This is a genomic window from uncultured Cedecea sp. (assembly GCF_947498825.1).
GTDB lineage: Bacteria > Pseudomonadota > Gammaproteobacteria > Enterobacterales > Enterobacteriaceae > JGM124.
This window is the reverse complement of sequence record NZ_CANMLV010000007.1, coordinates 146,151-170,069: the sequence shown is the minus strand read 5'-3', so window position 1 is coordinate 170,069 and position 23,919 is coordinate 146,151. Positions and strand designations below refer to the sequence as shown.

20 protein-coding genes are annotated in these 23,919 nt (G+C 49.4%); 6 read left to right on the top strand and 14 right to left on the bottom strand.

Translation table 11 applies throughout. The features are described 5' to 3' along the window. Positions 1-19 precede the first annotated feature (19 nt). Together Q1A40_RS10475 and Q1A40_RS10470 are read right to left on the bottom strand one after the other, a co-directional pair. Positions 20-568, bottom strand: a complete 549-nt coding sequence (locus Q1A40_RS10475) for a spore coat protein CotH (RefSeq protein ID WP_299999879.1) — start codon at positions 566-568, stop codon at positions 20-22. A gap of 379 nt (positions 569-947) precedes the next feature. Then, on the bottom strand, positions 948-1,811 hold the full coding sequence (locus Q1A40_RS10470) for an SUMF1/EgtB/PvdO family nonheme iron enzyme (RefSeq protein ID WP_299999877.1): 864 nt from the start codon (positions 1,809-1,811) through the stop codon (positions 948-950). Positions 1,812-2,443: 632 nt separating this feature from the next. Here Q1A40_RS10470 and dbpA point away from each other — a divergent pair. After that, positions 2,444-3,817 carry an ATP-dependent RNA helicase DbpA gene (gene dbpA / locus Q1A40_RS10465; protein ID WP_299999875.1) on the top strand — a complete coding sequence of 458 codons (1,374 nt, stop codon included), beginning with the start codon at positions 2,444-2,446 and terminating at the stop codon, positions 3,815-3,817. Positions 3,818-3,857: 40 nt separating this feature from the next. Here dbpA and fbpC read toward each other — a convergent pair whose 3' ends face one another. The 8 genes from fbpC to Q1A40_RS10425 all read right to left on the bottom strand — a co-directional run bounded on the left by fbpC (position 3,858) and on the right by Q1A40_RS10425 (position 12,810). Further along, on the bottom strand, positions 3,858-4,907 hold the full coding sequence (gene fbpC, locus Q1A40_RS10460) for a ferric ABC transporter ATP-binding protein (RefSeq protein ID WP_299999873.1): 1,050 nt from the start codon (positions 4,905-4,907) through the stop codon (positions 3,858-3,860). A gap of 15 nt (positions 4,908-4,922) precedes the next feature. Next, complete coding sequence (locus tag Q1A40_RS10455; RefSeq protein ID WP_299999871.1) at positions 4,923-7,001, bottom strand: iron ABC transporter permease; 2,079 nt, start codon at positions 6,999-7,001, stop codon at positions 4,923-4,925. Positions 7,002-7,063: 62 nt separating this feature from the next. Then, the gene (locus Q1A40_RS10450; RefSeq protein ID WP_299999869.1) at positions 7,064-8,095 is read right to left on the bottom strand and encodes an ABC transporter substrate-binding protein; all 1,032 of its coding nucleotides are present in this window, start codon (positions 8,093-8,095) and stop codon (positions 7,064-7,066) included. A gap of 5 nt (positions 8,096-8,100) precedes the next feature. Next, positions 8,101-9,435, bottom strand: coding sequence for an MFS transporter family glucose-6-phosphate receptor UhpC (gene uhpC, locus Q1A40_RS10445; protein WP_299999866.1), 1,335 nt, complete (start codon positions 9,433-9,435; stop codon positions 8,101-8,103). Between the two features lie 100 nt (positions 9,436-9,535). Further along, positions 9,536-11,062: an MASE1 domain-containing protein gene (locus tag Q1A40_RS10440; RefSeq protein WP_299999865.1), complete on the bottom strand. Its 1,527-nt coding sequence runs from the start codon at positions 11,060-11,062 to the stop codon at positions 9,536-9,538. Further along, positions 11,062-11,691: a response regulator transcription factor gene (locus Q1A40_RS10435; protein WP_299999864.1), complete on the bottom strand. Its 630-nt coding sequence runs from the start codon at positions 11,689-11,691 to the stop codon at positions 11,062-11,064. Before Q1A40_RS10435 ends, Q1A40_RS10440 begins: the two co-directional genes overlap by 1 nt. 186 nt (positions 11,692-11,877) lie before the next feature. After that, positions 11,878-12,366, bottom strand: a complete 489-nt coding sequence (locus Q1A40_RS10430) for a DMT family transporter (protein WP_299999863.1) — start codon at positions 12,364-12,366, stop codon at positions 11,878-11,880. Between the two features lie 9 nt (positions 12,367-12,375). Further along, positions 12,376-12,810 carry a DMT family transporter gene (locus Q1A40_RS10425; RefSeq protein ID WP_299999861.1) on the bottom strand — a complete coding sequence of 145 codons (435 nt, stop codon included), beginning with the start codon at positions 12,808-12,810 and terminating at the stop codon, positions 12,376-12,378. A gap of 99 nt (positions 12,811-12,909) precedes the next feature. Here Q1A40_RS10425 and Q1A40_RS10420 point away from each other — a divergent pair, with 99 nt between their 5' ends. Next, on the top strand, positions 12,910-13,842 hold the full coding sequence (locus Q1A40_RS10420) for a LysR family transcriptional regulator (RefSeq protein WP_299999860.1): 933 nt from the start codon (positions 12,910-12,912) through the stop codon (positions 13,840-13,842). A gap of 221 nt (positions 13,843-14,063) precedes the next feature. Here Q1A40_RS10420 and nifJ read toward each other — a convergent pair whose 3' ends face one another. After that, positions 14,064-17,591, bottom strand: a complete 3,528-nt coding sequence (gene nifJ, locus Q1A40_RS10415) for a pyruvate:ferredoxin (flavodoxin) oxidoreductase (protein ID WP_299999859.1) — start codon at positions 17,589-17,591, stop codon at positions 14,064-14,066. Between the two features lie 263 nt (positions 17,592-17,854). On the opposite strand from nifJ, the gene Q1A40_RS10410 reads away from it, so the two are divergent. Next, positions 17,855-18,121 carry a DUF333 domain-containing protein gene (locus tag Q1A40_RS10410; protein ID WP_299999857.1) on the top strand — a complete coding sequence of 89 codons (267 nt, stop codon included), beginning with the start codon at positions 17,855-17,857 and terminating at the stop codon, positions 18,119-18,121. Here Q1A40_RS10410 and hslJ read toward each other — a convergent pair. Further along, the gene (gene hslJ, locus Q1A40_RS10405; RefSeq protein ID WP_299999855.1) at positions 18,115-18,543 is read right to left on the bottom strand and encodes a heat shock protein HslJ; all 429 of its coding nucleotides are present in this window, start codon (positions 18,541-18,543) and stop codon (positions 18,115-18,117) included. The two genes, Q1A40_RS10410 and hslJ, sit on opposite strands and share 7 nt — an antisense overlap. Positions 18,544-18,636: 93 nt before the next feature. Continuing rightward, a complete protein-coding gene (locus Q1A40_RS10400; protein WP_299999853.1) occupies positions 18,637-19,626 on the bottom strand; it encodes a 2-hydroxyacid dehydrogenase in 990 nt (329 codons plus the stop codon). Between the two features lie 352 nt (positions 19,627-19,978). On the opposite strand from Q1A40_RS10400, the gene Q1A40_RS10395 reads away from it, so the two are divergent. Genes Q1A40_RS10395 through Q1A40_RS10385 form a run of 3 tightly spaced genes read left to right on the top strand, consistent with a single transcriptional unit; the run spans position 19,979 to position 23,153 of the window. Further along, positions 19,979-22,627, top strand: a complete 2,649-nt coding sequence (locus tag Q1A40_RS10395) for a YdbH family protein (RefSeq protein WP_299999851.1) — start codon at positions 19,979-19,981, stop codon at positions 22,625-22,627. Further along, complete coding sequence (locus tag Q1A40_RS10390) at positions 22,624-22,809, top strand: YnbE family lipoprotein (protein ID WP_299999849.1); 186 nt, start codon at positions 22,624-22,626, stop codon at positions 22,807-22,809. The genes Q1A40_RS10395 and Q1A40_RS10390 overlap by 4 nt, the downstream gene beginning before the upstream one ends. 17 nt (positions 22,810-22,826) lie before the next feature. Beyond that, positions 22,827-23,153 (top strand): YdbL family protein, encoded by a 327-nt coding sequence (locus tag Q1A40_RS10385; protein WP_299999847.1) that lies wholly within the window; start codon positions 22,827-22,829, stop codon positions 23,151-23,153. Positions 23,154-23,204: 51 nt separating this feature from the next. On the opposite strand, the gene azoR is transcribed toward Q1A40_RS10385, so the two are convergent. Further along, positions 23,205-23,810 (bottom strand): FMN-dependent NADH-azoreductase, encoded by a 606-nt coding sequence (gene azoR / locus Q1A40_RS10380; protein WP_299999845.1) that lies wholly within the window; start codon positions 23,808-23,810, stop codon positions 23,205-23,207. Between the last annotated feature and the right edge of the window lie 109 nt (positions 23,811-23,919).

Sequence of the window (23,919 nt, the reverse complement as noted above, 5' to 3'; positions counted from 1 at the left end):
TCTTATGTGCAGAAGCTGACTATTTTATCATTTCGTTTTTAAAGTGTGGGAAAGCCTCATCGATATCATGATATTTGCTTTCAGTAGTGTAGGCTCCACGGTATTCCCAGAAGTAGGGAGGTACTCCCGGGGCTTCCTGATAGCTGTTGATATCATAGCGGGTAAATTTTACCGGCAGGTCATCGGATACATCCTCACCGTATACCCCACCGGTGACTTTGTGCGCACTGACAATAAAATAGCCGTCCGGTTTTTTAAATAAGGCATAGTCAGCAATTTTTATTGTCGAGGCCGATAAGATAAAGTCAGACCAAGTGAAACCAATATCATTGGCTACCGGAAGAATATGATATTTTCCCTGCGGGTCGATCATAAAGATAGTCATGGTATTATTAGGGTGTGATGTATTATTCTCAAACCGAGAATAAACCACTAAATCGTCCACCCCATCACCATTGATATCCAGCAGATTGCTGCCTTCTTTCAGTATGACTTTACTGGTTTCGCTCGCCGGAGCATTCAGCGATACCAGTAGCAAAGCTAACATCAGTCCCTGTTTTATGTTCACCCGGAGAAATCCTCTGATCTGATGCCGGAGGCTTAAATCTCGACAGAGACGGCCCTGGCTGGCTTATGCCCTATATTTATATCTCAAATTGCATGTGGGTTGGTTGCGTTCGTTCTCCCGAATCACTTACCTTTATGAAGCTCATCGGGAAGCTCTCACTTGCCGCTGTCATGCAGCCCGAAGTATTTAGGTTATAATAATTTTAAAATAGCACATTGATTCACGAACTGAAGTTTAAGTTAAGTGTTTCAGGTCGCAGAATTTAACGATAACTTGGCGAAAACATCCTGGCATATGCGAGTGCAGCTCCAGCCGCTCGTTTTGCCATATTTTCCTCCTCTTTTTTGCTGACAATAAAATAGCCTTTCCGCTTTTATTCTTATTTTTCAAGTGCAGAATTCCGGACTAATCGAAACCCAATATCTGGCATTGCCATTCCTGTGCTATGGCTATCGCAGTTGGCTAAGGTAGTTGCATGATAAAGATAACTTCCTCCACAGAAATAGTACATTATCGTGTTACCTGGCTTATAGCTGTCAAAAACCCATTCGGAAACATTTCCGCTCATATCAAAAATGCCCAGCGCGTTAGGAGATAACTGACCAACAATCTGTGTGCCATAATGCGGGGTATCATATTTCGGATACCAGGCAACTTTTTGTGCATCAACACTCCCGGAATGGATGTCACCATAGGTATTCAATTTTAGTGCTGGCTTGCCTCCTCTGGCAGCGACTTGCCATTCATGTAAATCGGGTAGACGATAACCAGTGGCTTTGGAATTGACATAAATAGTACTATTTACCTCACCAGCCCGCAGAGGCTCACCATTTTCCATTCGGTAGACGGGTTCTAGCTTCAGCATTTCGCTGAGCGCATTGGCAAATATAATGGTATCTAGCCATCTGATATGAGTAACAGGATGCAGCCCGTAATCCATTTCTGAGGGAAGGCAGTCTTTATCTTTTGCGCCATTACAACTATGACTAATGAGATAGCCATTATGATCTCCCCAGTCAGAAACGTGTTGATAAAGTGAATAAGTGACCTCTTTTTGCATAATAAAAAACGATTCTAAATGGACATTGGCATGTTTTTGATAATTCCGCTTACCAAAAGCATTGCCTACATAATAATCACCTTGTTCAACAAAACTCTCAAAAAATAAGGTGTGAGCGTTTAAGTTGAATGGAAGAATGATAGCAATAATTATTAACTTCATGGACTTAATGTAAGTGTGCATTGAATACTCACGTTGCTTATAATATGTGTTATTTCATTTTTGGCACGGCGATGCTCGCACTCTTGCCAATAACAAAAGCGTTATTTTTATTAGCGTGCCGGCTTGTATTAACCGTTCATATAATAGAATTAACCCAGTGGATAATCACCGCGCAGAAAAAGAGTTACTTTATTAATTGGCATGATATCGTAACAACCCTGAATAAAACTAAGTTTATCGCTCATCAAAAACCTCACAAAACCCTATGGAAATACTGATTGTGCTTTTAAAATGAATGGAGCAGGCGCTAAAGTCAGGTGCGAAACTCTATGTCTGAAATATTACAATATTAAATTTTAGTATTAATCGTCAATCAGTAAACGACACGCGAGTTTTTATGATTTAAATAACCCTCTTATCTTTTGAACGTAAAAAATGCATTTATTATTTGTCATTAATACAGGTTGTTATTTGCTGAGGATAATTACAGAATGCATGACTATAATTAATTATAGCGACACAGGCTTTCCTCAAATGGCCTGTTCCAACCAGAGACTACCCGAAATATCCACAAGAGAAGTCGCAGAATCTAACGATACCTCAACAAAAAGCTGTACAATGCGCGCAGACAGCCCTTTTTAGAGAAACATACTGTGAGCGCTTTTTCCGAACTGAATGCTTTACCTGATGCCCAGCTGAACAATCTTAATGAGCTGGGATACCTTAATATGACCCCCGTGCAAGCGGCAACGCTGCCCGCAATTCTGGCGGGAAAAGATGTACGGGCTCAGGCTAAAACAGGCAGTGGTAAAACGGCTGCATTTGGTCTGGGATTACTGCAACGCATTGAGGCAGGACAGTTCAGCACTCAGTCGCTGGTACTGTGCCCGACACGTGAGCTGGCCGCTCAGGTCGCAGAAGAGTTACGTCGCCTGGCACGCTTTATGCCCAATATTAAAATACTGACCCTGTGCGGCGGGCAGCCTTTTGGCGTGCAGAAAGAATCTTTGCAGCATGCGCCGCATATTATTGTCGCAACCCCAGGACGTTTACTGGATCATCTGAAAAAAGAGACCGTAAATCTTGAAGCTGTGCGGGTGGTGGTGCTGGATGAAGCCGATCGTATGCTGGACATGGGATTTGCCGACGCGATTGACGAAGTGATGGCATATGCGCCGCCAAAACGTCAAACCTTGTTGTTCTCTGCTACCTGGCCGCCTGCTATTGCGGCTATCAGCGGCCGTATTCAGCAGAACCCGGAAACCATTGAGATCGATACGGTTGATGAGCTCCCGGCGGTTGAACAGCATTTCTATGAGGTGTCGCGTCATAATAAAATCAAGCAGCTACAGCAGTTGTTAAGCCAGTACCAGCCAGCGTCCTGTGTGGTGTTCTGTAATACCAAAAAAGACTGTCAGGAAGTCTGTGACGAGCTGAATGCTGGCGGGCAAAGTGCCCTGGCGCTGCACGGTGATATGGAGCAGCGCGACCGCGATCAGACACTGATTCGTTTCGCTAACGGCAGTAGCCGGGTTCTGGTGGCTACCGATGTCGCGGCGCGTGGTCTGGATATCAAAGCGCTGGAAATGGTAGTTAACTACGAACTCTCCTGGGATCCTGAGGTACATGTTCATAGGATTGGTCGTACCGCTCGAGCCGGGCAGGATGGATTGGCTGTCAGTTTCTGTGCCCCTGAGGAAGCCCAGCGTGCAGCTGTTCTCGCCGATATGCTGAATATCTCCCTGAACTGGAAAGAAGCGCCGACAGGCGGAACTCTTAAACCACTGGCAGCCGAAATGGTGACCTTATGCGTTGATGGTGGCAAGAAAGCCAAAATGCGTCGCGGTGATGTGCTGGGAGCCTTAACGGGTGAAATGGGACTGGATGGGGCGGATATCGGGAAAATAGACGTACATCCAATGCATGTCTATATTGCCGTACGCCAGCCCGTTGCGCGTCATGCGGCGTCGCAACTGCAGAAAGGCAAGATCAAAGGTAAGTCGGTTAAAGTCCGAGTACTACGTTGATAAAAAAGCCCGCATCCTTAAAAGATGCGGGCTCCGTCAGTTAAGGCGCGTCTGCCAGAATAAACATCCCGTAGGGGTGGATTTCCAGGTAGTAATCTTCGCCCGCATTGGGTTGTAAACGGGTAGCATTGACCTGCAGTAACAGGGTCTGTCCATGCCATTCAACCGTCACTTCATATTGTGGTCCCATATAGGCAACATGGCGCACAATACAACGCTGGCATTCTTCGCCACGGTCACTCAATGTAATCGCTTCCGGTCGCACACCGACAGTTCCCTGAGACTCGCTAATCGTTAACTGTGGCGGGCGCGGCAGGGCGTAGCCATAGATCTCGACTACATCTTGCGTAAAGCGGGCCGGGAAAATATTGGCATCACCCATAAAGTTCGCCATAAACCGTGAAGCAGGGTGACGATACAGGGTCTGCGGGCTACCCATTTGCATAATCACACCTTTATTCATCACCAGCACCGTATCAGATACCGCAAAGGCTTCGCTCTGATCGTGGGTCACATACAGTGAAGTAATATTAAATTGCTTCTGCAAATCGCGAATTTTATCGCGCATACTGCGACGCAAGTTAGCATCCAGGTTACTCAATGGCTCATCAAATAACAGAACTTTAGGTTTCAGGATCAGGGCGCGCGCCAGGGCAACACGCTGCTGCTGTCCGCCGGAAATCTGATCAACATAGCGATTTTCAAAGCCGTCGAGATCGACCATCGCCAGCGCCTCTTTTACCCGGGATTTTATTTCTGCTTTAGCCACACCGAGCATTTTCAGACCATAGCCGACGTTTTCTCCGAGCGACATATGCGGGAACAGAGCATAAGACTGAAACACCATGCAAATATCACGCTGCTGGATAGACCGTTCGGTAACATCTTCACCATCAATAAAAATCTGCCCGCTGGACGGTTTTTCCAGGCCGGCAACCAGACGAAGGATCGTCGTTTTACCGCAGCCGCTCGGTCCGAGCAGGCTGACCATCTCGCCTTTAGGTATCGCTAAGTTAAGGGTATCAATCACGGTATTGGTGCCAAACCGTTTTGTGATATTGCGTAATTCAACAAAATGCGCTTGTGTCATAGTTATATTCCGTAATCAGGCGTTGTTTTTGGCTTTTGAACGGGAAGTTCGGGACTCACCAATCAGCCAGTCAAAGATGAAAATAATGGCCAGCATCACGACAATCAGAATCGATCCATAGGCGATAGCGATACCGTACTCACCATCCTCCACGCGATTCAGAATATAAGCCGTGGCGACGCGGGTATCCGGGGTGACAAGGAAAACAATGGCACTGACGGTGGTAATGGCACGTACAAAACTGTAGATCAGAGCAGAAAGGATCGCCGGACGTAACAACGGCAGCAGAATATTGATAATGGTCCGCATCGAGCCGGCTCGCAGACTCAAGGATGCTTCGTCCAGTGATTTATCGATTTGCCCAAGTCCGGCAATACCGGCACGAATACCGACAGGTACGTTACGCATCACCATAGAGATAATGACAATAGCTGCGGTACCGGTCAGATATACCGGGGCGTCGTTAAAGGCGAGAATATAAGAAACACCTGCAACAGTACCCGGCACGGCGAAACATAACATGGTGCTGAACTCGATCACTTTTTTACCACGGAATTGCTGGCGCACGACAATCCAGGCAATCAGCAGACCAAAGAATGCGGTGATCGGGGCTGCAATACCGGCATACAACAGGGTATCGAGTAATGATGGCCAGGCGCCGTCACTCATGCCTTGCCCGAACAGCTTAATAAAGTTATCTAACGTCAGGGTGTAATCCACGCCCCAGTTGACCGTAAAGCTACCGTAGAAAATGCTGCCGTACAGTAAGGCGTTAAATACGACCCAAATGCCCAGTATGGTGACAACTGACCACACCAGTAAGACTGGCAGGGGCTGAACGTCACCACGAGAGGATTTACCGGACACCGTAACGTAGGAACGTTTACCAATCCACAGATACTGTACGCAGAATACCAGTAACGAGAATATCAGCAGGAAGGCACCCAGCGTACTGGCGGCCTGATAATCCAGTTGTGAACCGGTGATATAGAAGTAAATCTGGGTAGCCAGAACGTCAAAGTTCCCTCCCAGTACCAGTGGGTTACTGAAGTCGGCCAGTGACTGTACGATAACGATTAAGAATGCGTTAGCCAGGGCTGGTTTCAGCAATGGCAGGAATACGCCCATAAAGGTTTGCCAGCGGTTGGCACGTAAGGTATAGGAGGCTTCTTCCAGTGATGGATGGATAGTTTTGATCGCGCCATCGAGGATCATAAATGCCATCGGGGTAAAGGCCAGAACCTGTGCCAGCCAGATACCGGTAAAGCCATATAGCCAGTTGGTGTTAACCAGACCGAACCAGTCAACCATTAACTCGGTAATATAACCCGAGCGGCCCATCATCAGGGTGACACCCAGGCCGACCACAAAGGGCGGGGTAACGATAGGCAGAATAGAAAAGATACGTCCCAGTAGCGCACTACGCTTCGCGATACGCGTGGTATAAATTGCCAGTACCAGACCAAAGAAAGTACAGCCAATCCCCACGGCAACCGAAAGCACTATAGAGTTAATGATAACCTGGATAATGTGTGACTTACCCAGCACAGCCATAAAGGCCAGGGGAGCAAATTCACCGCTACTGTTGGTAAACATCGGGATAAAAATCGCGATGCTCGGCCAGATAATAAATACGCTAATCAGTGCGATGATGGTAACCAGCGCACCGATAACAAAGCGATCGCCGCCCAGCCATTCAAGGCGGGTCAGGGCCAGGGTTAACACAATCCCTAAAGCGATAAACAGCACAATAGTGGCATAGCCCATACCCCGCTCAGCGAGAGTAGAACTGATGACAATAAATGCCATACATCCTAAGGCCCAGAGCGCGTCAAAGCGATGACGTCCCCGGTTTTCGCCAGCAGAGAGATGGAAAGGGCGTAACAGTAATACAGTCGGTAGCAGATACCAGAGTAAGCTGATATTGAGTCCCGACCAACTGTAAGCTTCCAGCCACTCTTCCTGAGTGGATTCCAGCAGGCCATAGTCAAGGCTCCAGCTAGGCAGAAGCGCGAAAGCCAGCCAGCTGGCGATGACACACCAGACAATAGCGTCCCGCTTTCGCGGCGTACGCAAAAGTAATGATTCAGACATAAAGAGCCTTATCGGGCAGAGAAAAGAGAATCGGGTGACCGGAGAGGGCCACCCATAGCAGGTTATTTGCCCATCTTCACTTCGTTAACCCATTTATCGATCAGGGCTTTACGAGTATCAGAGGCACCATATTTATCCATGTCGTAATTAATAAGCTTCAAGTCATCCAGTTTCAGTGACAGTGGCGAACTTTCGGCCGTGGTATTGGTCAGGATCTGGTAGGATTTTCCTTTCTTCCAGGAAAGTTCCTGAGCTTCTTTTGACAAGGCCCAGTCGACGAAGAGTTTGGCGTTTTCGACGTTACGAGCGCCTTTCAGAATACTGACGCCGCCCACTTCGTACCCGGTGCCTTCGCAGGGAGAAATCAGCTCAATTGGCGCGCCTTGTTCTTTCTCCAGTGAATAGTCGTGCAGGAAGCCGATACCAATGGCTGTTTCGCCGCGCGCAGTGTTACGGGCCGGTGCAACGCCTGACTTGGTATACTGGGAGATATTTTTATTCAGTTGTTTCAGGTAATCGAAGGACTGATCGTCACCCCATAATTGTGCAAAGGTTGCCAGAGCGGTATAGGCCGTTCCTGAACTTTGCGGGTCCGCTATCTGAATCTCACCTTTGTACATCGGGTCAGTCAAATCTTTCCAGCATTTCGGTACTGGCAGATTTTTTTCTTTCAGGCGTTCGGTGTTAACGCCGAAGCCTAAAATACCGACATAAACCGCAGAGGAGTAGTTTCCTTTACGTTTAGCCGGGTCCTGGAATTGCGGCATGATTTCAACCAGATTAGCGGACTTATAGGGCATTAATAAGTCCATCTCGCCTGCCTGGGACTGTGGGTCGAGCGTGCCGCCATACCAGACATCGGCCTGCGGGTTTTTCTTCTCAGCATCGACTTTCGCGAGAGTACTGCCTGAGCCATTGCGAATAAATGAGGTTTTAACATCATATTTTTCGCCGAAAGCTTTGGTTTCGGTCTCACACATTTCGTTGGTAGCGCTACAGTAAACCACCAGGCGACCTTTCGCTTGTGCGGCACCAGACAACGTTGCCAGGGCGACACCCGCGGCGATAAGGGTAGAGAGAGCAGTCAGTTTCATCGTTATTATCCTGAGTTATCCTGAGGTAGTGTGTGCGCCGTTTCCGTGGCATTGTGACTCCGGTCTTGCCAGCTGAGCCCTGCTATTAACAGAGGCATCAGCAAGAATCCTATCAAGGCTGCGGCAATAGTTAACAAGACAAACATGCCGGACCAACCATAATCAGTAATCACTTGCGAGAGTGGCCAGCCTGCCAGCGCGGCGCCCAAATAGGCGAACAGGCCTAAGAATCCGGTCACCGTCCCCGCCGCCTGTTTATGGCTGCACTCTACCGCTGCCAGCCCAATCAACATTTGTGGGCCAAAAACAAAAAATCCCGTGGTAAAGAAACACATTGCCAGTAACGCGTAATGATGGACTGGCGATAACCACAGCGCGGCGACAGAAACAAACAGGCCGAGTGCAAATAATAAAATCATCGGTGCTCGCTGACCACGGAACAGTAAGTCAGAACCCCAGCCAGCAAATAACGCCCCGCATAAGCCCCCGAGTTCAAACAGCATCACCGTGGCATTGGCACTGAGCAGGTTGACGCCATGACTCTCTGCTAACCAGATATTGCCCCAGTCGTTGAGGGCAATACGAATCAGGTAAACCAGGACATAACTCACAGCCAGCAACCAAATCATGCGATTTTTCAGAATGGTTCTGGCAAACATTTCCCAGAGCGGCATCACAGGGCTTTGCTGTAACTGGCGGATTTCCAGCGGATCCTGACGCCAGTAACCGACAGCCGGTAAACCTTGTTCTTCCGGCGTGCCGCGTAATTTCCGGCACAGCCATAATCCAATCACAATACCGATAAATCCCGGTACCAGGAGCGCCGCCTGCCAGCCAAACCACAGTGCCATTAAGGCTGACAGTAATGGCACTGCTGCTCCCCCGAGATTGATGGAGGTATTCCAGCATCCCCACCAAAATCCGCGTTCATTTCTGGAGTACCAGTGCGTTAAAATACGCGCGCAAGGCGGCCAGCCAAATCCCTGAAAAAAACCATTTAAGGTCCAGATAATCAACAGCGCGGATAAGCTGCCACCAAACGCGAATAAAATATTCAGTACGCCGGTCGCCAGCAGGCCCACGCCCATAAACCAGTTATCCCCCCGGCGATCATGCCAGATCCCCGCGGCGAACTTTGATACCCCGTACGAAAGATAAAACAAGGTACCGAGCAACCCAATATCACCTTTGTCCAACGCAAGATCAGTCTGCATGGCTGGCAGGACAAAGTTAACGCTCTTACGCGTCAGATAGAATGCGGCGTATCCGACAATCATCGAGAGCAATAAACGAGGTCGCCAGTACTGATATTCGCGGCTAATATTATTGTTAGCGAGCATGGCGCCTCCGGTATAAAACGACTATAGAAACAAATATCGGAAAGAGGATGAGACCAGGTTGTAGTTCACTAAGACTTATTCCTGGATTAGCCCGACTTTGTTAAAAAAGTGCGGGCAAGTTAACAATTACGCGTGTTCCATTTCGACTTTCGAGTTGAAAAGTTCCACCCAGTGCCTGAATACGTTCACTCATGCCTTGTAAACCAAAACCCGGACGATGTTCAGCAGGCAAACCCACACCATCGTCATTAACCTCGAGACAAACCGCGTTATTCTGGTGAGAAAGGGTTATCTCAATCTGTCGGGCATTAGCGTGTTTACTGATGTTATTCAGTAATTCCTGCAGTAAACGATAGAGCGTAAAGACCACTGTCTCACTGGTTGGCTGGCCGGGCAGGGCATAGTGAAACCGACAATCAATGCCCTGTTCTTCGAAGGCAAACTCTTGAATCAGATGATAGAGTGCTTTTTCTAACGACATTTCGTCGAGAACCGGAGGACGCAGTTGACGCAGTAATTGACGTGTTGAGTGATGAATACGCTGAGCAAGTTGGTCTATCTGCTCAGCAGCCAGCTGGGTCGGAGGGGAGTCCTGTGTGCGTTTAATTAACATCGACTGGATTTGGATGGCGGTAATATTCTGGCCGATTTCATCATGCAGCTCCCGGGCCAGGCTTTTACGCGCTCCTTCTTCAGCATGCACCAACTGTTCCATCAGGCTGCGGCGGGCATGTAACTCCTGTTCCAGCCGTTGCCGGTAGCGTTGCATATTCGCCGCCAGAAGTTGCTGGCGACTAATGGCGATACCTAAGCCTATCCCGAGCAAGGCCTGAGTGGAAAGAAAAAGCTCCATTTCCAGCAGATTATTAAAACCACCGCCAATCTGACGGGCGATGGTTATCAACATACTGCCGAGCAACGCCGCCAGTACGCCACCCTGCCAGCCAAATTTATACGCCATCACGACATTGGGCAGGAACACCACAATCAGCAGCAGGCGGGCTATTTCCGGGGAAAAAACCAGCTGGGTACCGATGCCAATAATAAAAAACAGACTGCACCAAATGAGCAGAGAAGTCCGTAGTGGTGGATTAGGGGTTTCAAGAACAAGCAAGTCTTCCAGCCGCTGCTGGCGCAGGTATTCATAAATTAAATAGACAAAAGGCGTCAGCAGGATGCCGCCAGTAAAGGCTGCCAGCAGAATAAGTGTGGCGGGGCTTTGCAGAAAAGGCGCCAGAATTAACGTGTGGAGCAGGGCGTTTGCAGTAACAGCCGCCATTAACAACGACAGTCGCTGCCAGTAGAGGGTAAACCGATGCCAGAAATGCCGCACGGCGATGACCGTCAGCAGACTGATAAATGGCGAGGTCAGTATCAGTGGCTCACTCATCAGTTGCTGTTGCAGCAACCAGCCTGTCAGCAGTAACTCAGGCAGAATTAATGCTGGCCAGAAACGACGGCTAAGCAGGATTAACATCGCCAGGTGCATGCCCTGGGGCAGCAATAATGCAGCCTGCTGGCCGTTATGCGTCAGATAAAAGCTGATAGTCCAGAGAGCAAACCAGCCCAGCCCCCATGCCATAAAAATAAACAGCGACATCAGAATATGTCGCAACTCCCGGCGCATTACTGGCCTGCCAGTAATTTATGTTCCAGGGCAAAATGCACTAAATCGACAGTGGTTTCACATTGCAGTTTCCCGAGAATATTGGCCCGATGAACATGGACGGTCTTATGGCTTAACTGCAACAGTTCAGCGATATGTCTGACGCTTTCCCCTTTGATTAGCAGATTAAAGATTTCGCATTCGCGCGGGGTCAGACTCACCAGAGCCTGAGAGGGCTGCCCGGCATGGCGCAGTGCCCGCAGCGCATCGGTGCATAAATAATGGCCTCCCATACCGATAGTACGCACAGCCTGGACCAGTTCTTCAGGGCCGCAGCGTTTAGTGAGGTAGCCACAGGCGCCGGCATCAAGCGCACTTTGCACAAAGGCGGTGGTGTCATAGATACTGAGAATAATGGCGCGAAACTTGGGGTTATGCTGGCGCAGACGTTTCAGCAGGCTCAGTCCGCTTTCATCGGGCATGGCGACATCCAGCACTGTCACATCCGGCGCGGATTTGGTCAGCGCAGACCAGGCCGCCGCCGCCGCACTGTACTGACCCACGACTTCAATATCAGGCTCCAGGCTTAAAAGTTGAGCAAAACCCGAACGCACCACAACGTGGTCATCAACCAAGGCAACAGCAATCATAAGATGTCATTTTACAGAACAAGGTAACCCTATGATGCGGAGGAAAGAATTTAAGGCAATGGTATTATGACAAATATGTTACGAGGGTAACAAAATGTTATCCGGCAGCGATATCGGCACATCAGTACCGACGATAGCGCTTTTACCCTGCCAGCTGTGCCTGTTCTTCTTTCAACCACTTCATGTTCAGAACTTTTCTGCCTGCCGTAAACGCTTTTTAGACGGGGCGGTTTTGGGCTGACTACTGGAATAAATGAAAAACAGCGCGATCCCCAGACAGATGATAGCGGCGAGACGGTTTATCGAAAATGGAATCGACGTATTGCCCAGCCAGCCGAAGTTGTCGATTAACATGCTCATTGTCAATTGCCCAAAGATAACGGCGACAGTTGCGAGCGCCGCACCGATACGCTGTACCGCCAGTACCATGATAACGATGTATGGTACGCCAAACATTGCACCAAGCAGCTGCCATTTAGGTACATCCATCAAGGTCAGAGCATGTTTAGGCTCAAAGAAGAAAATCAGCAGTGCTGTCACCAGGGCACCAATCGAAAATGTCAGAAACGCACTTTTAAATACCCCGACTTGACTGCCCAGTTGCCCGTTAATTGCCGCCTGGATACTCAACATGGCGCCGCCAATAACGGCGAGAATAATCATGATAATTGTCATAATGTTACCTTACCCTTGTGCAACCATTACCAGCGCTGCAATGATGAACATCAGTGCGATAATACGTTTTTTATCGATGGGTCTGTACGGTGTACCGAGCAGGCCGAAATGATCAATAATCAGGCTTTTGAAGACCTGGCCTGCCAGAATACCGATCATCGTCATGGCGATGCCGATGGTGGGTGTTGTGACAGTCAGGATGATGACATAAATCGGACCCAGCAGGCCCCCCAGGAGTTGCCAGGGGGGCTGAGCAAAGAAAGACGGGCTATTACGAGGGCTGAAAAATAGCATCAGCAGGAAAGTCAGTGCGGCGCCTACACCAAATACACTGAAAGTGGCCCATAAGTCACCGACTTCACCACCTAATGGTCCGAGCAATCCTGCTTCTATGGACAGTCCCATCCCTCCGGCAATTACGATTAAAATCAGTATCAGTTGCATATCAATCAGTCTCCCGTTATTCAGACGGGAAAGGTTAATTGTTACGGTGAAGAAGAAAAATGCCATAATCAGATAAACACTTGTGCAGGATTTGCATCAATGAGTGAGCCCGGAAACATCAGCATTCGTGCTCTGCTGATTTTTATCGCTGTTTATGAAACGCAAAATTTCTCTGTCGTAGCGCGTAGGGAAGGGATTTCCGCCTCCCAAGTCTCTCGCGTCGTCCAGCAGATTGACGATGCGCTGGGGCAGCAGCTTTTTTATCGTAATACGCGATCCATCATCCCGACGGAAAGCGGTCATCTCTTTATCCGTTATGCGAAGACGATGACAGCAAGTCTGGATGAGGCGCGACGTGAGCTTAATGAGAGGACGCTTGAGCCCACTGGTATGGTGCGCATTAATGCGCCTGTGTTTTTCGGACAGAGGCATGTGGCGCCTGGACTGCCAGGTTTGTCGGAGAAATACCCGAAACTGAGGATTGAACTTACGCTGACCGATGATTACATCGATCCACATCGGGATCCGACTGACGTGATTTTTCGTATCGGTACGCTGACAGACTCCTCTTTTCACGCCCGGATTTTTGGCCAGCAGTTCTACCATCTTGCTGCGTCACCAGCCTATATAAGCCGGTGTGGTGCCCCTCAATCGCCTGAAGATCTGGCACGGCATAAATGTCTGGTTTACCGCGGTTCTTCCGGTACCAACCGTTGGTTGCTGCGACAGCCTGGAGAAGAATGGATGCACTATCAAGTTTCCCCCCTGATGGCTTCTAATAATGCAGAAACGCTGCTTATTGCCGCGCTTGGTGATATGGGGATCGTATTATTCCCTGACTGGTTAATTGGAGACAGGCTTAAAAGTGGGGAGCTCGTTGGACTACTGCCTGAGTGGAATATGTCGATTAAAACGGAGCCACAGCATATTGCGGCCATCTATCCAGACGCTCGCCATCCTCCACTGAATGTCAGAGCCATTATTGATTACTATCTTGATGCGTTCGGTTCACCACTTTACTGGCAGTCATAAGCAAATACTTATCCACAGGACAGTTAAACAAACGCCTGGCGTGAGACTGATGACAAAGCTAAAGTGATATCTGATTATCAGCGCTTATTTACGAAAATAAACAGGAAAATCAATTCATTGATTTTCGGCTGATAACACAAAGAAGGAAAAAACACGTTTTTTCCTTCTTTGTCAGCAATCTGACGCCTGGCTTTAGCCAGGCGTCACTGAACAGAAGAAGACTACTCCGTTGTTTTTTCTGATTTTCCTGCCATATTCGCCAGAAAGTCGTAGCGTTTTTGCAAGTCCGTCGCTGCTTCTTTCCACAGCTGTTGCGCGACGTCAGGCTGCTGGCTGTTCAGGCGACGGAAACGTTGCTCGTTCATGAGTGTTTCACTTAACGCGTCTGAAGGTGGACGGGAGTCAAGCGTCAGCGGCAGTTTGCCTTCATCGGCCCGGCGCGGGTCGAAGCGATACAGCGGCCAGAATCCCGTGGCGGTAAGCTGACGCATCTGGTCATGACTGAGGGCTAAATCGTAACCATGCTCTTCGCAAGGACTGTAGGCAATAATCAGTGACGGGCCAGGGTAGGCTTCTGCTTCCTGAATCGCCTTCATTGTCTGGTTGAGTTGCGCCCCCAGCGAAATTTGCGCGACATAAACATGACCGTACATCATCATACTGACGCCCAAATCTTTACGGGCTTTGCGTTTTCCGTGTTCGCCAAACTTCGTAACGGCTCCCAGAGGCGTAGCTTTTGAAGCCTGCCCACCGGTATTGGAGTAACACTGAGTATCGAGCACCAGAATATTGACGTTTTCAGTCAGACTCAGCACATGATCCAACCCGCCAAAGCCAATATCATAGGCCCAGCCATCACCGCCAATCAACCAGACAGACTTATCTACAAGAGCATCGGCATCGGTCACCAACTGACGGGCATCAGCCTCATCAATCGTTGAGAGTTGCTGGCGTAAGGCAGTCACCTGGAGGCGGCGTTGCTCAGGCGTTGCTTTGGCATGCAGCTGCTGGTAGAGATCAGGCGTCAGCTGGCAGGCAAATTTTTCCAGCAGACGCATCACGCGGGCGCGATGTTGATCGATCGTTAAACGGAAACCTAAACCAAACTCTGCGTTATCTTCGAAGAGTGAGTTGGCCCAGGCCGGACCCCGGCCATTGACATCCGTGGTATACGGCGTGGAGGGCAGGTTACCGCCATAGATAGAAGAGCAGCCAGTGGCATTGGCTATCAGCATCCTGTCACCATACAGCTGGGTCAGGATTTTGATATAAGGGGTTTCACCGCAACCCGAACAGGCGCCCGAGTATTCAAATAACGGTGTAATCAACTGCGAAGTACGGATATCAATACGTTCAATCTGACTGCGGTCTATCTCTGGCAGATTCAGAAAGAAGTCATAATGTTCTTTTTCCTCTTCCAGATGTTCAAGTCTGTCCAGCATATTAATGGCTTTAATATCCGGGTTCTGGCGGTCTTTTGCCGGGCAAACTTCAACGCATAAATTACAGCCAGTACAGTCTTCAGGTGCCACTTGCAGGACATATTTCTGACCGCGCATATCCCTCGCCTTAACGTCAAGGACTTGCAGGCTTTCGGGAGCATTTTCCATGGCATCAGGCTGTACGACTTTTGCCCGAATAGCGGCATGTGGGCAGGCTGCAACACAGTGGTTACACTGAGTACAGAGGTCGGCTTTCCAGACAGGGATTGCTTCGGCAATATTGCGTTTTTCCCAGCGGGTGGTGCCAACCGGCCAGGTGCCGTCTGGTGGCAGGGCGGAAACGGGCAGAGCATCACCGAGGCCCGAGAGCATTGCGGCGGTGACGGTTTTTACAAAGTCGGGTGCACTGTCAGAAACGACAGGCGGGCGCATGGCGCTATCAGGGGAAACAGGCTGTAATGCAACGGCAAACAGAGACTGTTGAGCAAGGGCTAAGGCCTGCCAGTTGCGGCTGACAACCTCTTCACCTTTACTGCTATAACTGCTGGTGATGGCGTTTTGTAGCTCAGTGAGCGCCGAGTCCCCGGGGAGGATCGCCGTCAGATGGAAAAAAGCCATTTGCATGACGGTATTGATGCGCGCCCCAAGCTGGCAGTCCCGGGCAATTTTAGCCGCATTGATAACATAGAAACGCGCCTGTTTCTGATTCAGTACTGATTGTACGTCCTGAGGTAAGCGGTGCCAGACTTCTTCGGCGCTATACGGGGTGTTTAGCAGGAAAATACCGCCGGGTTTCAGGCGTTCGGCCATCAGGTATTTATCAACAAATTGTAGCTGGTGGCAGCCAACAAAATCCGCCTGTTCAATAAGATAGGTTGAGTGTATCGGCCGTTCACTGACCCGCAGATGGGACACAGTCAGCCCACCGGCTTTTTTCGAGTCATAGACAAAATAGCCCTGGGTATACCAGCGGGTGGCATTGCCAATTATCTTAATATTGTTCTTGGTGGCGGACACGCTCCCGTCACTGCCAAGACCATAGAACAGCGCTTCCAGCCTGGCATGGTTTGGCAGAGTATTCACCGGGAGCGGGAGCGACAGATGGGTGACATCATCATAAATACCGACGGTAAAGCGTGGGCGAGGTTTGGCTTCTCGCAGCTCATTAAACACCGCCAGGACACATTCAGGACCAAATTCTTTGGAGGATAAACCATAACGACCGCCAATCACCCGTGGCAGGCTGGCGCGTTCGCCGCGACTAAAGGCTTCAGCCAGCGAGGTCATCACATCAAGGTATAACGGTTCGGCATGGGCCCCGGGCTCTTTGGTGCGATCGAGAACCGCGATTTGGCTGACGCTGTCCGGTAACACTGCCAGTAGATGCCCGGCACTGAAAGGACGGAAAAGCCGTACTTTCAGGAGTCCGACTTTTTCCCCGCGCGTTAGCAATTCATCGATAACTTCTTCGCAAGTGCCAATCGCAGAACCCATGACGATAATCACCCGTTCTGCCTGGGGATGACCGTAATACTCAAATGGATGATACTGACGACCGGTAGTAGCGGCAAAATCATTCATTGCCTGCTCAACATGGGCACAGGTCGCGTTATACCAGGGATTGGTGGCCTCACGAGACTGGAAATAGGTATCCGGATTCGCCGAAGTGCCTCGAATCACCGGATGCTCAGGATTTAATGCCCGGCTACGATGCTCATCTATCTCTTTCTGTGGCATCAGGCTGAGCAGGGTATCATCTGCCAGTGGAACGATTTTGTTGATTTCATGTGAGGTGCGGAAACCATCAAAGAAATGAATAAAAGGAATGCGACTCTTGAGTGTCGCAATATGTGAGATCAGGGCGAAATCTTGCGCTTCCTGAACACTGCTGGCGCATAACATCGCGCAGCCCGTCTGGCGCACGGCCATGACATCAGAGTGATCGCCGAAGATGGATAAGGCATGCGTTGCGACAGTACGGGCAGCAACGTGCAGCACAAAGGGGGTCAGTTGTCCTGCCAGTTTGTATAGCGTCGGGATCATCAGCAGCAAACCCTGCGATGAGGTAAACGACGTCGACAGAGCACCAGTCTGTAATGCGCCGTGGACAGCGGCAATGGCCCCTGCTTCAGACTGCATCTCTACCACGCGCGGCACATCACCCCAGATATTCTTACGCCCGTCACCGGACCAGGCGTCAGCTTGCTCTGCCATGGCAGAACTCGGCGTGATGGGGTAGATTGCAATAACCTCACTGGTACGAAACGCCACGGAGGCGGCTGCACTATTACCGTCGATAGTTAGCATAAAAAAGCCCTTACATTGCAAAAAAGTAAAGTGGCCGCGACGGCCATTATTTCTCTAATAGTCTTGTTATTTTAGCCGGATATAAAAAAGGCATTTTCGCTTTTGTGTCTTAGGCACAAATTCTATCAGGGTATCGGGGGGCTGTTTTTGATTCAGAATGAGTGCTAAAACAGAAAATCGATAAGATTTATCTTTTTTTCATCTCGACGTTGCGCAACCGATAGTTCATGATGGCAAGGTTTTGCACTTCACGGGAGAAAATCATGCGTTCGTTATTTTTGGTCGGTCTTGCCGCACTCTTTTTATCTGCATGCAGTAGTGAACCCCCTCAGCAGGCAACAGCGGCACACGTGCAGCCGGGTCTGCGTGCGGCGATGTCAAATCAAGGGCAAGCGAATTGTGCGATGGTGGGAGGGGCACTTAGCGTGGCTCATCAACTGGATGGCAGTGCTGTCGGCATGTGTGCGATGCCAAACGGCAAGCGCTGTAGTGAAGATGCGCTTGCCGCCGGAACCTGCGGAAGTTACTGAGGTTTTGCCAGCGTATAAGTCAGAGTGTGTTGATCGTTTTTCAACGTTAACTGTTGCCCGTTAAGACTCACTTGTACGCCATCACCCAGCATTTGCCCGAACTGATTATCCAGCTCGTTCAGCTGCGGTTCACTGCACATCATTCTGGTCATGGCTAAGCCTTCAGCTTTGAGCTGGTCACCACTCAGGGTTGCCTGGCCAAAGAAGCGGTTACACATGGATCCTGATATCTGGAGCTTGTCACCAAAACTCAGCTCTGGCGCATTTGCATTGTCTTTAGCGACAAATGGCGTGCCGTTGACGCTTTGCAACACAAAGTGATGATTTTCCAAATCTTGTGCTGAAAGTGATTTCTGCTCTGATGTCTGGGCACAACCCGCTAAGGTCAGTGCCGTCAGTACCAATAAGGCCGTTCTTTTCATGACTTCTCCCTCATTTTCAGGTCATCAATGGGGGCGACAGTGCATCCTGCCCATTGATGATGTACTACTCCAGATACCTGCTGGAGCCTGTGACTAGCTTAGTTGATTCAGGCAGGGTTCGCCGTTATCAAGCATACGTAAATTTTCCAGTGTGGTCTGGGCAATGCTGGTGAGTGCTTCAGCCGTTAAAAATGCCTGATGACCGGTAAAGAGGACGTTATGACAAGCCGACAGGCGACGGAATACATCATCCTGAATCACGTCATTTGACTTATCTTCAAAGAATAAATCACGTTCGTTTTCGTAGACATCCATACCCAGAGCACCAATTTTTTGATGTTTCAGGGCATCAATTGCCGCCCGGGAGTCAACGAGTCCACCACGACTGGTGTTAATAATCATCACGCCGTTTTTCATTTGCGCAAATGCCGCACTATTAATCAGATGATAATTCTCAGGCGTTAAAGGACAGTGCAGGGAAATAATATCGGATTGTTCAAACAGCGTACTCAAAGGAACATATTCGACACCGAGATCCAGCGCCGTCTGGCTTGGATAAGGATCAAATGCCAGCAGACGTAAACCGAATCCTTTGAGGATACGCAGAGTAGCGATACCAATTTTACCAGTGCCAATCACCCCGGCGGTTTTACCGTACATAGTAAAACCAGTAAGCCCTTCAAGCGAGAAATTGGCGTCACGGGTGCGCTGATAAGCACGATGAATACGACGGTTAAGACACATCATCATACCGATAGCGTGTTCTGCAACTGCTTCCGGGGAATAGGCTGGAACGCGAACCACTGGCATATCCAGCTCTTTTGCCGCTTCAAGATCGATGTTATTGAACCCGGCACAGCGCAGGGCAATAAATTTAACCCCGTCATTTTTGAGCTCTTCAAGCACGGCACGATTACCGATATCATTTACAAACAGGCAGACACCATCATAACCTTTAGCTGTCTTTGCGGTTTTTTCAGTCAGCAGGAAGTCAAAAAATTCAATATCAAAGCCGTATTCAAGATTAACTTGCTCAAAATACTTCCTGTCATACTGTTTTGTGCTGTAAATAGCGAGTTTCATAACTGAGCTCTCCGGGAAGGTATCGCTTAAAATTATCATGCTTAAATTGATCATACAAATGCGAATAGAGAATCATTCCCTGACAAAACGTGTTCTTATGTCAGAGATGACCGCAAGCCCTGACAGCTAAAATTTATCCTGGATGCGAAAGCCTTTATTGTAGCGCAAAAGCTAACTTTTATTGATTACTCCATAGTTTCCAGGCTACGGTTTATACAGAAGAGAAATGATGCAGTATTGCCTGTACGGTCGGTGTTCAGTATTTTGTCTTTGTCAGTTGTTGCGTCAGGCATCGATTATTTAGCGTTAACGGAACGGAAAAATTATGCTTCATCAGGAAGATAAACCGCCCATGAAGGGTAAGTATAAGATGCTTGTTGCGCTATTACTGGTACTGGTTTTACTCCCCTTATCACTGTTTTTTAGCCTGACCTCCTGGCTGCCTGTGGTGGTCGGTTTGTGGCTGCCCGCGGGAAGTCATATCACCCTTAATGCCACTCCCGAGTTTCATCGTGGTGCGATTACCCTTGGCGACGTTCGTTACTGGGCGGGAACCTGTGAAATAGCCGGGATAAAAGATGCCCGGATTAGCCATTCCGGGCGCTGGCAATTGACGATGGCCGAACTGCGCATTAACCCGGATTGCTTGTCTGAACTTCCAGCCAACACGCAGAATTCAGACGAGCCGATATTACTCAGCAGCTTACAAAACCTGCTGCCCGATAGTCGGGTCAGTATCGACAATCTGGTGGTAACGCCTTGGCCACAATACCATGGGGCGTTACGACTGGCGCTGGACTCAAACAGGCAAGAACTGTGGTATCAGGGCCCTCTGGTATCCACCCATCTCACCCTTAGCCAGCAAGCGCTGGATATTTATCAACTTCAGGTTCATCTGGACGAAGACCAACCGCCGATTGAACTGGTCGGAAAACTGACGCTGGCACTGCACCCGGAAGGCATTCCTCCTCAGGGCTATTTAACGACTCAACTCATTGCGCCTGATGTCGTCGGAAAACTCGATGTTGCCCTGCGCTGGAAGGAAAACGAAGGGATATTAACCGTTGCCGAGGAAGCCAGCGGCACTGCGTTGCTCACACTTCCCTGGTCTGTTGAAGGCGCGTTGTTAGAGGTCAATGGAGGACAGTGGCACTGGCCTTATGCCGGATTGCCGCTGCAAGGAGGGGTGGCATTGCGTATTGATGACTGGTCGCAGGGACTGGAAAAAATGACCCTCAGTGGGCGCATGAATATGGTAACAGAAGGGCAAGCCGGGAAGGGAAATGTGGTGCTGAATATTGGTCCCGGAAAGCTGAGCCTGCTCGACAGTGAGCTACCGTTGCAGCTCACCGGTGAAATTAAACGTGAACAGCTGATTTTTTATGCGCGGTTACGAGGTCTGTTAACTGGTTCTGTGATTGATCCCACGCTGGCCTTTCAGCCTGGATCGTTGCTTGCCTCTCGTGGCAAAGTGAATGAAGCACTGAATATTGACGATGTTCGCTGGCCACTGGCGGGGGTGCGTATTTCCAGCAAGGGCATTGAAGGTCGACTCCAGGCAATTTTACGGGCCAGACAAAATGCTTTGGGCGAGATGACCCTGCATCTTGATGGTAAAGCACAACATTTTATTCCCGGCCAGAGCGGAGCATGGCAGTGGAATTACTGGGGTAACGGATTGTTTGTGCCGGTACAGGCAAAATGGGATGTTCAGGGGGACGGTGAGTGGCAGGGCTGCCGTCTGCAATTTACGCGTTTATCCACGGGTTTTGATAAACTTGAATACGGAAAAATGTATGTCAGCAATCCCCGGTTACAGCTTACCCGACCGCTGATTTGGGACAGTACTGAAGATAAGCCGCAGTTATCCGGCAGTTTTGTGCTGGAAACCGGGGTGACTACATTTGGCGCAGGCGGTAGCCGCCTGTCGCCTGCGGCACTCTCATTCGATGTTGATGGCAGAACACCCGCTGATTTTCGCTTCAAAGGGGCACTTCAGGCCGGGATCATTGGTCCGGTACGTCTGTCCGGACGCTGGGATGGAGAACGTTTACGTGGTGATGCCTGGTGGCCGAAACAGTCATTAACCGTCTTCCAAACGCTGTTACCCGCTGACTGGAAAATGGAACTGAAAGGCGGCGATCTCTATGCTCAGGTAGCTTTTTCTGCGGCAGCGGGGCAAGGTTTTGAAGCCGGAGGCCACGGCGTCGTTAAACAGGGCAGTGCCTGGCTGCCGGATAACCAGATTAATGGCGTCGATTTTATCCTGCCGTTTCGTTATCAAGACTCTCGCTGGCATTTAGGTACCCGCGGCCCGGTCAGCCTGCGTATCGCTGAAATACGTAACCAGTTTACAGTGGAGAATATTACTGCTGACTTGCAAGGATGGTATCCCTGGGATGAGCAAACCCCCCTTAATTTAAGTGATGTCAGCGCCTCTCTGCTGGGAGGGAAAGTGATAATGCAGCAGTTACGGATGCCGCAGAAAGATGTGGCATTAATTCGTCTGCAAAACCTTTCCTCCAGCGAACTGGTTAACGCTATTAATCCCAAACAGTTCACTTTTTCGGGTCGTTTTGACGGTGGTTTGCCGTTATGGCTGAACCATCCCCGCTGGATAGTCAAAGATGGCTGGCTCAGAAGTTCGGGAGCGATGACTTTCAGGATGGACAAAGATATGGCTGATGCTGTTGTGGCGAATAATATGGTTGCCGGTATGGCAATAGACTGGATACGTTATCTGGAAATTACCCGTTCCTGGGCAACGGTCAGTCTGGATAATCTGGGAGAGATGGAAATGTCTGCGAGTGTCATCGGGGTCAGCCATAATAATGGAAAAACAGGGACGGTTAATTTGAACTACCATCATCAAGAAAATTTATTTTCTCTGTGGCGTAGTCTGCGTTTTGGTGAGAACTTACAAACTTGGCTTCAGGAAAATGCCTCATTACCGTTGGAAACTTGCCGTAACCCCGGTAATGCCTGTGAGGAGAAACAATGAAAGTAGTGCTGGTTGTACTGATGGCCGTCAGCGCATTGAGTGGCTGTGTTCCGCGTATCGAAGTGGCTGCGCCGAAAGAACCGATAACCATTAATATGAATGTCAGGATTGAGCATGAAATAATGATTAAAGCCGATAAAGATGTTGAAGCATTGCTCAGAAGTCGTAGCGACGTATTCTGATAGTGGGACAAAACGCCATGAAAATGTTAATCAAAGGGGTGCTATTACTGACCCTGATATTAAGTCAGTCAGCCTTGGCACTGACGCTGAATGAAGCGCGTGAACAAGGGCGTGTCGGCGAGACATTAAACGGTTATCTGGGAGCCGTTAAACAAGACGCTGAAACGCTGGAACTGGTAACGAAAATTAATGCCACCAGGGCACAAGTGTATCAGCAGCTGGCAGACAAAAATCAGTTAACCCGTGATGACGTCGCCAGAATGGCAGGACAAAAACTGGTGAATAAGGCCGGACGCGGAGAGTATGTGCGCGGACTGAATGGTCAGTGGTTGAAAAAAGAGTAACGGCGGGAAAGCATCAAACCGGGGTGAGAAAACACCCCGGATCATCACTAATCAGGCAGCTACGATGCTGTCGATAGCGACTTTAGCGTCAGTCTGTGCTTTGCCAGCGACTTCCGGACCGTAAGCAATACCTTCTGCAAAGACATAGTTCACATCAGTGATACCAATGAAGCCCAGGAACAGGTTCAGATAAGGAACCAACAAATCACTTGGGGTATCTTTATGAATGCCGCCGCGGCTGGTCAGAACGATAACGCGTTTGCCTTTCACTAAACCTTCAGGACCTTGCTCGGTATAACGGAAAGTCACACCAGCACGGGCTATCAGGTCAAAATAGTTTTTCAGCTGCGTCGGGATGTTGAAGTTATACATCGGAGCATTGATCACGATAACATCGTTAGCCTGAAGTTCGGCAATGAGCTCATCAGATAATGCCAGTGCTTCTTGCTGACGAGGAGTCAGAGGCGCGTCAGAAGGACGCAGACCGCCTACCAGCTCACCATCCAGAACCGGAACCGGACGGGTTGCAAGGTCGCGAACAGTAATCACATCATCGCTGTGCTGTGCTTGCCACTGTTTTACGAAATAGTCGGAAAGCTGACCTGATTGGGAGTAGTCGGCGAGGATGCTGGACTTAAGCACTAAAACGTTGCTCATGGGTGGATCCTTATATCTTGGTAACTGGATGAATTGTCTTGGTATGCTGATACTGTATTAACAATATCGCCACATAGATAGCGTAATTAATCGAATCCTCTGTTCAAAT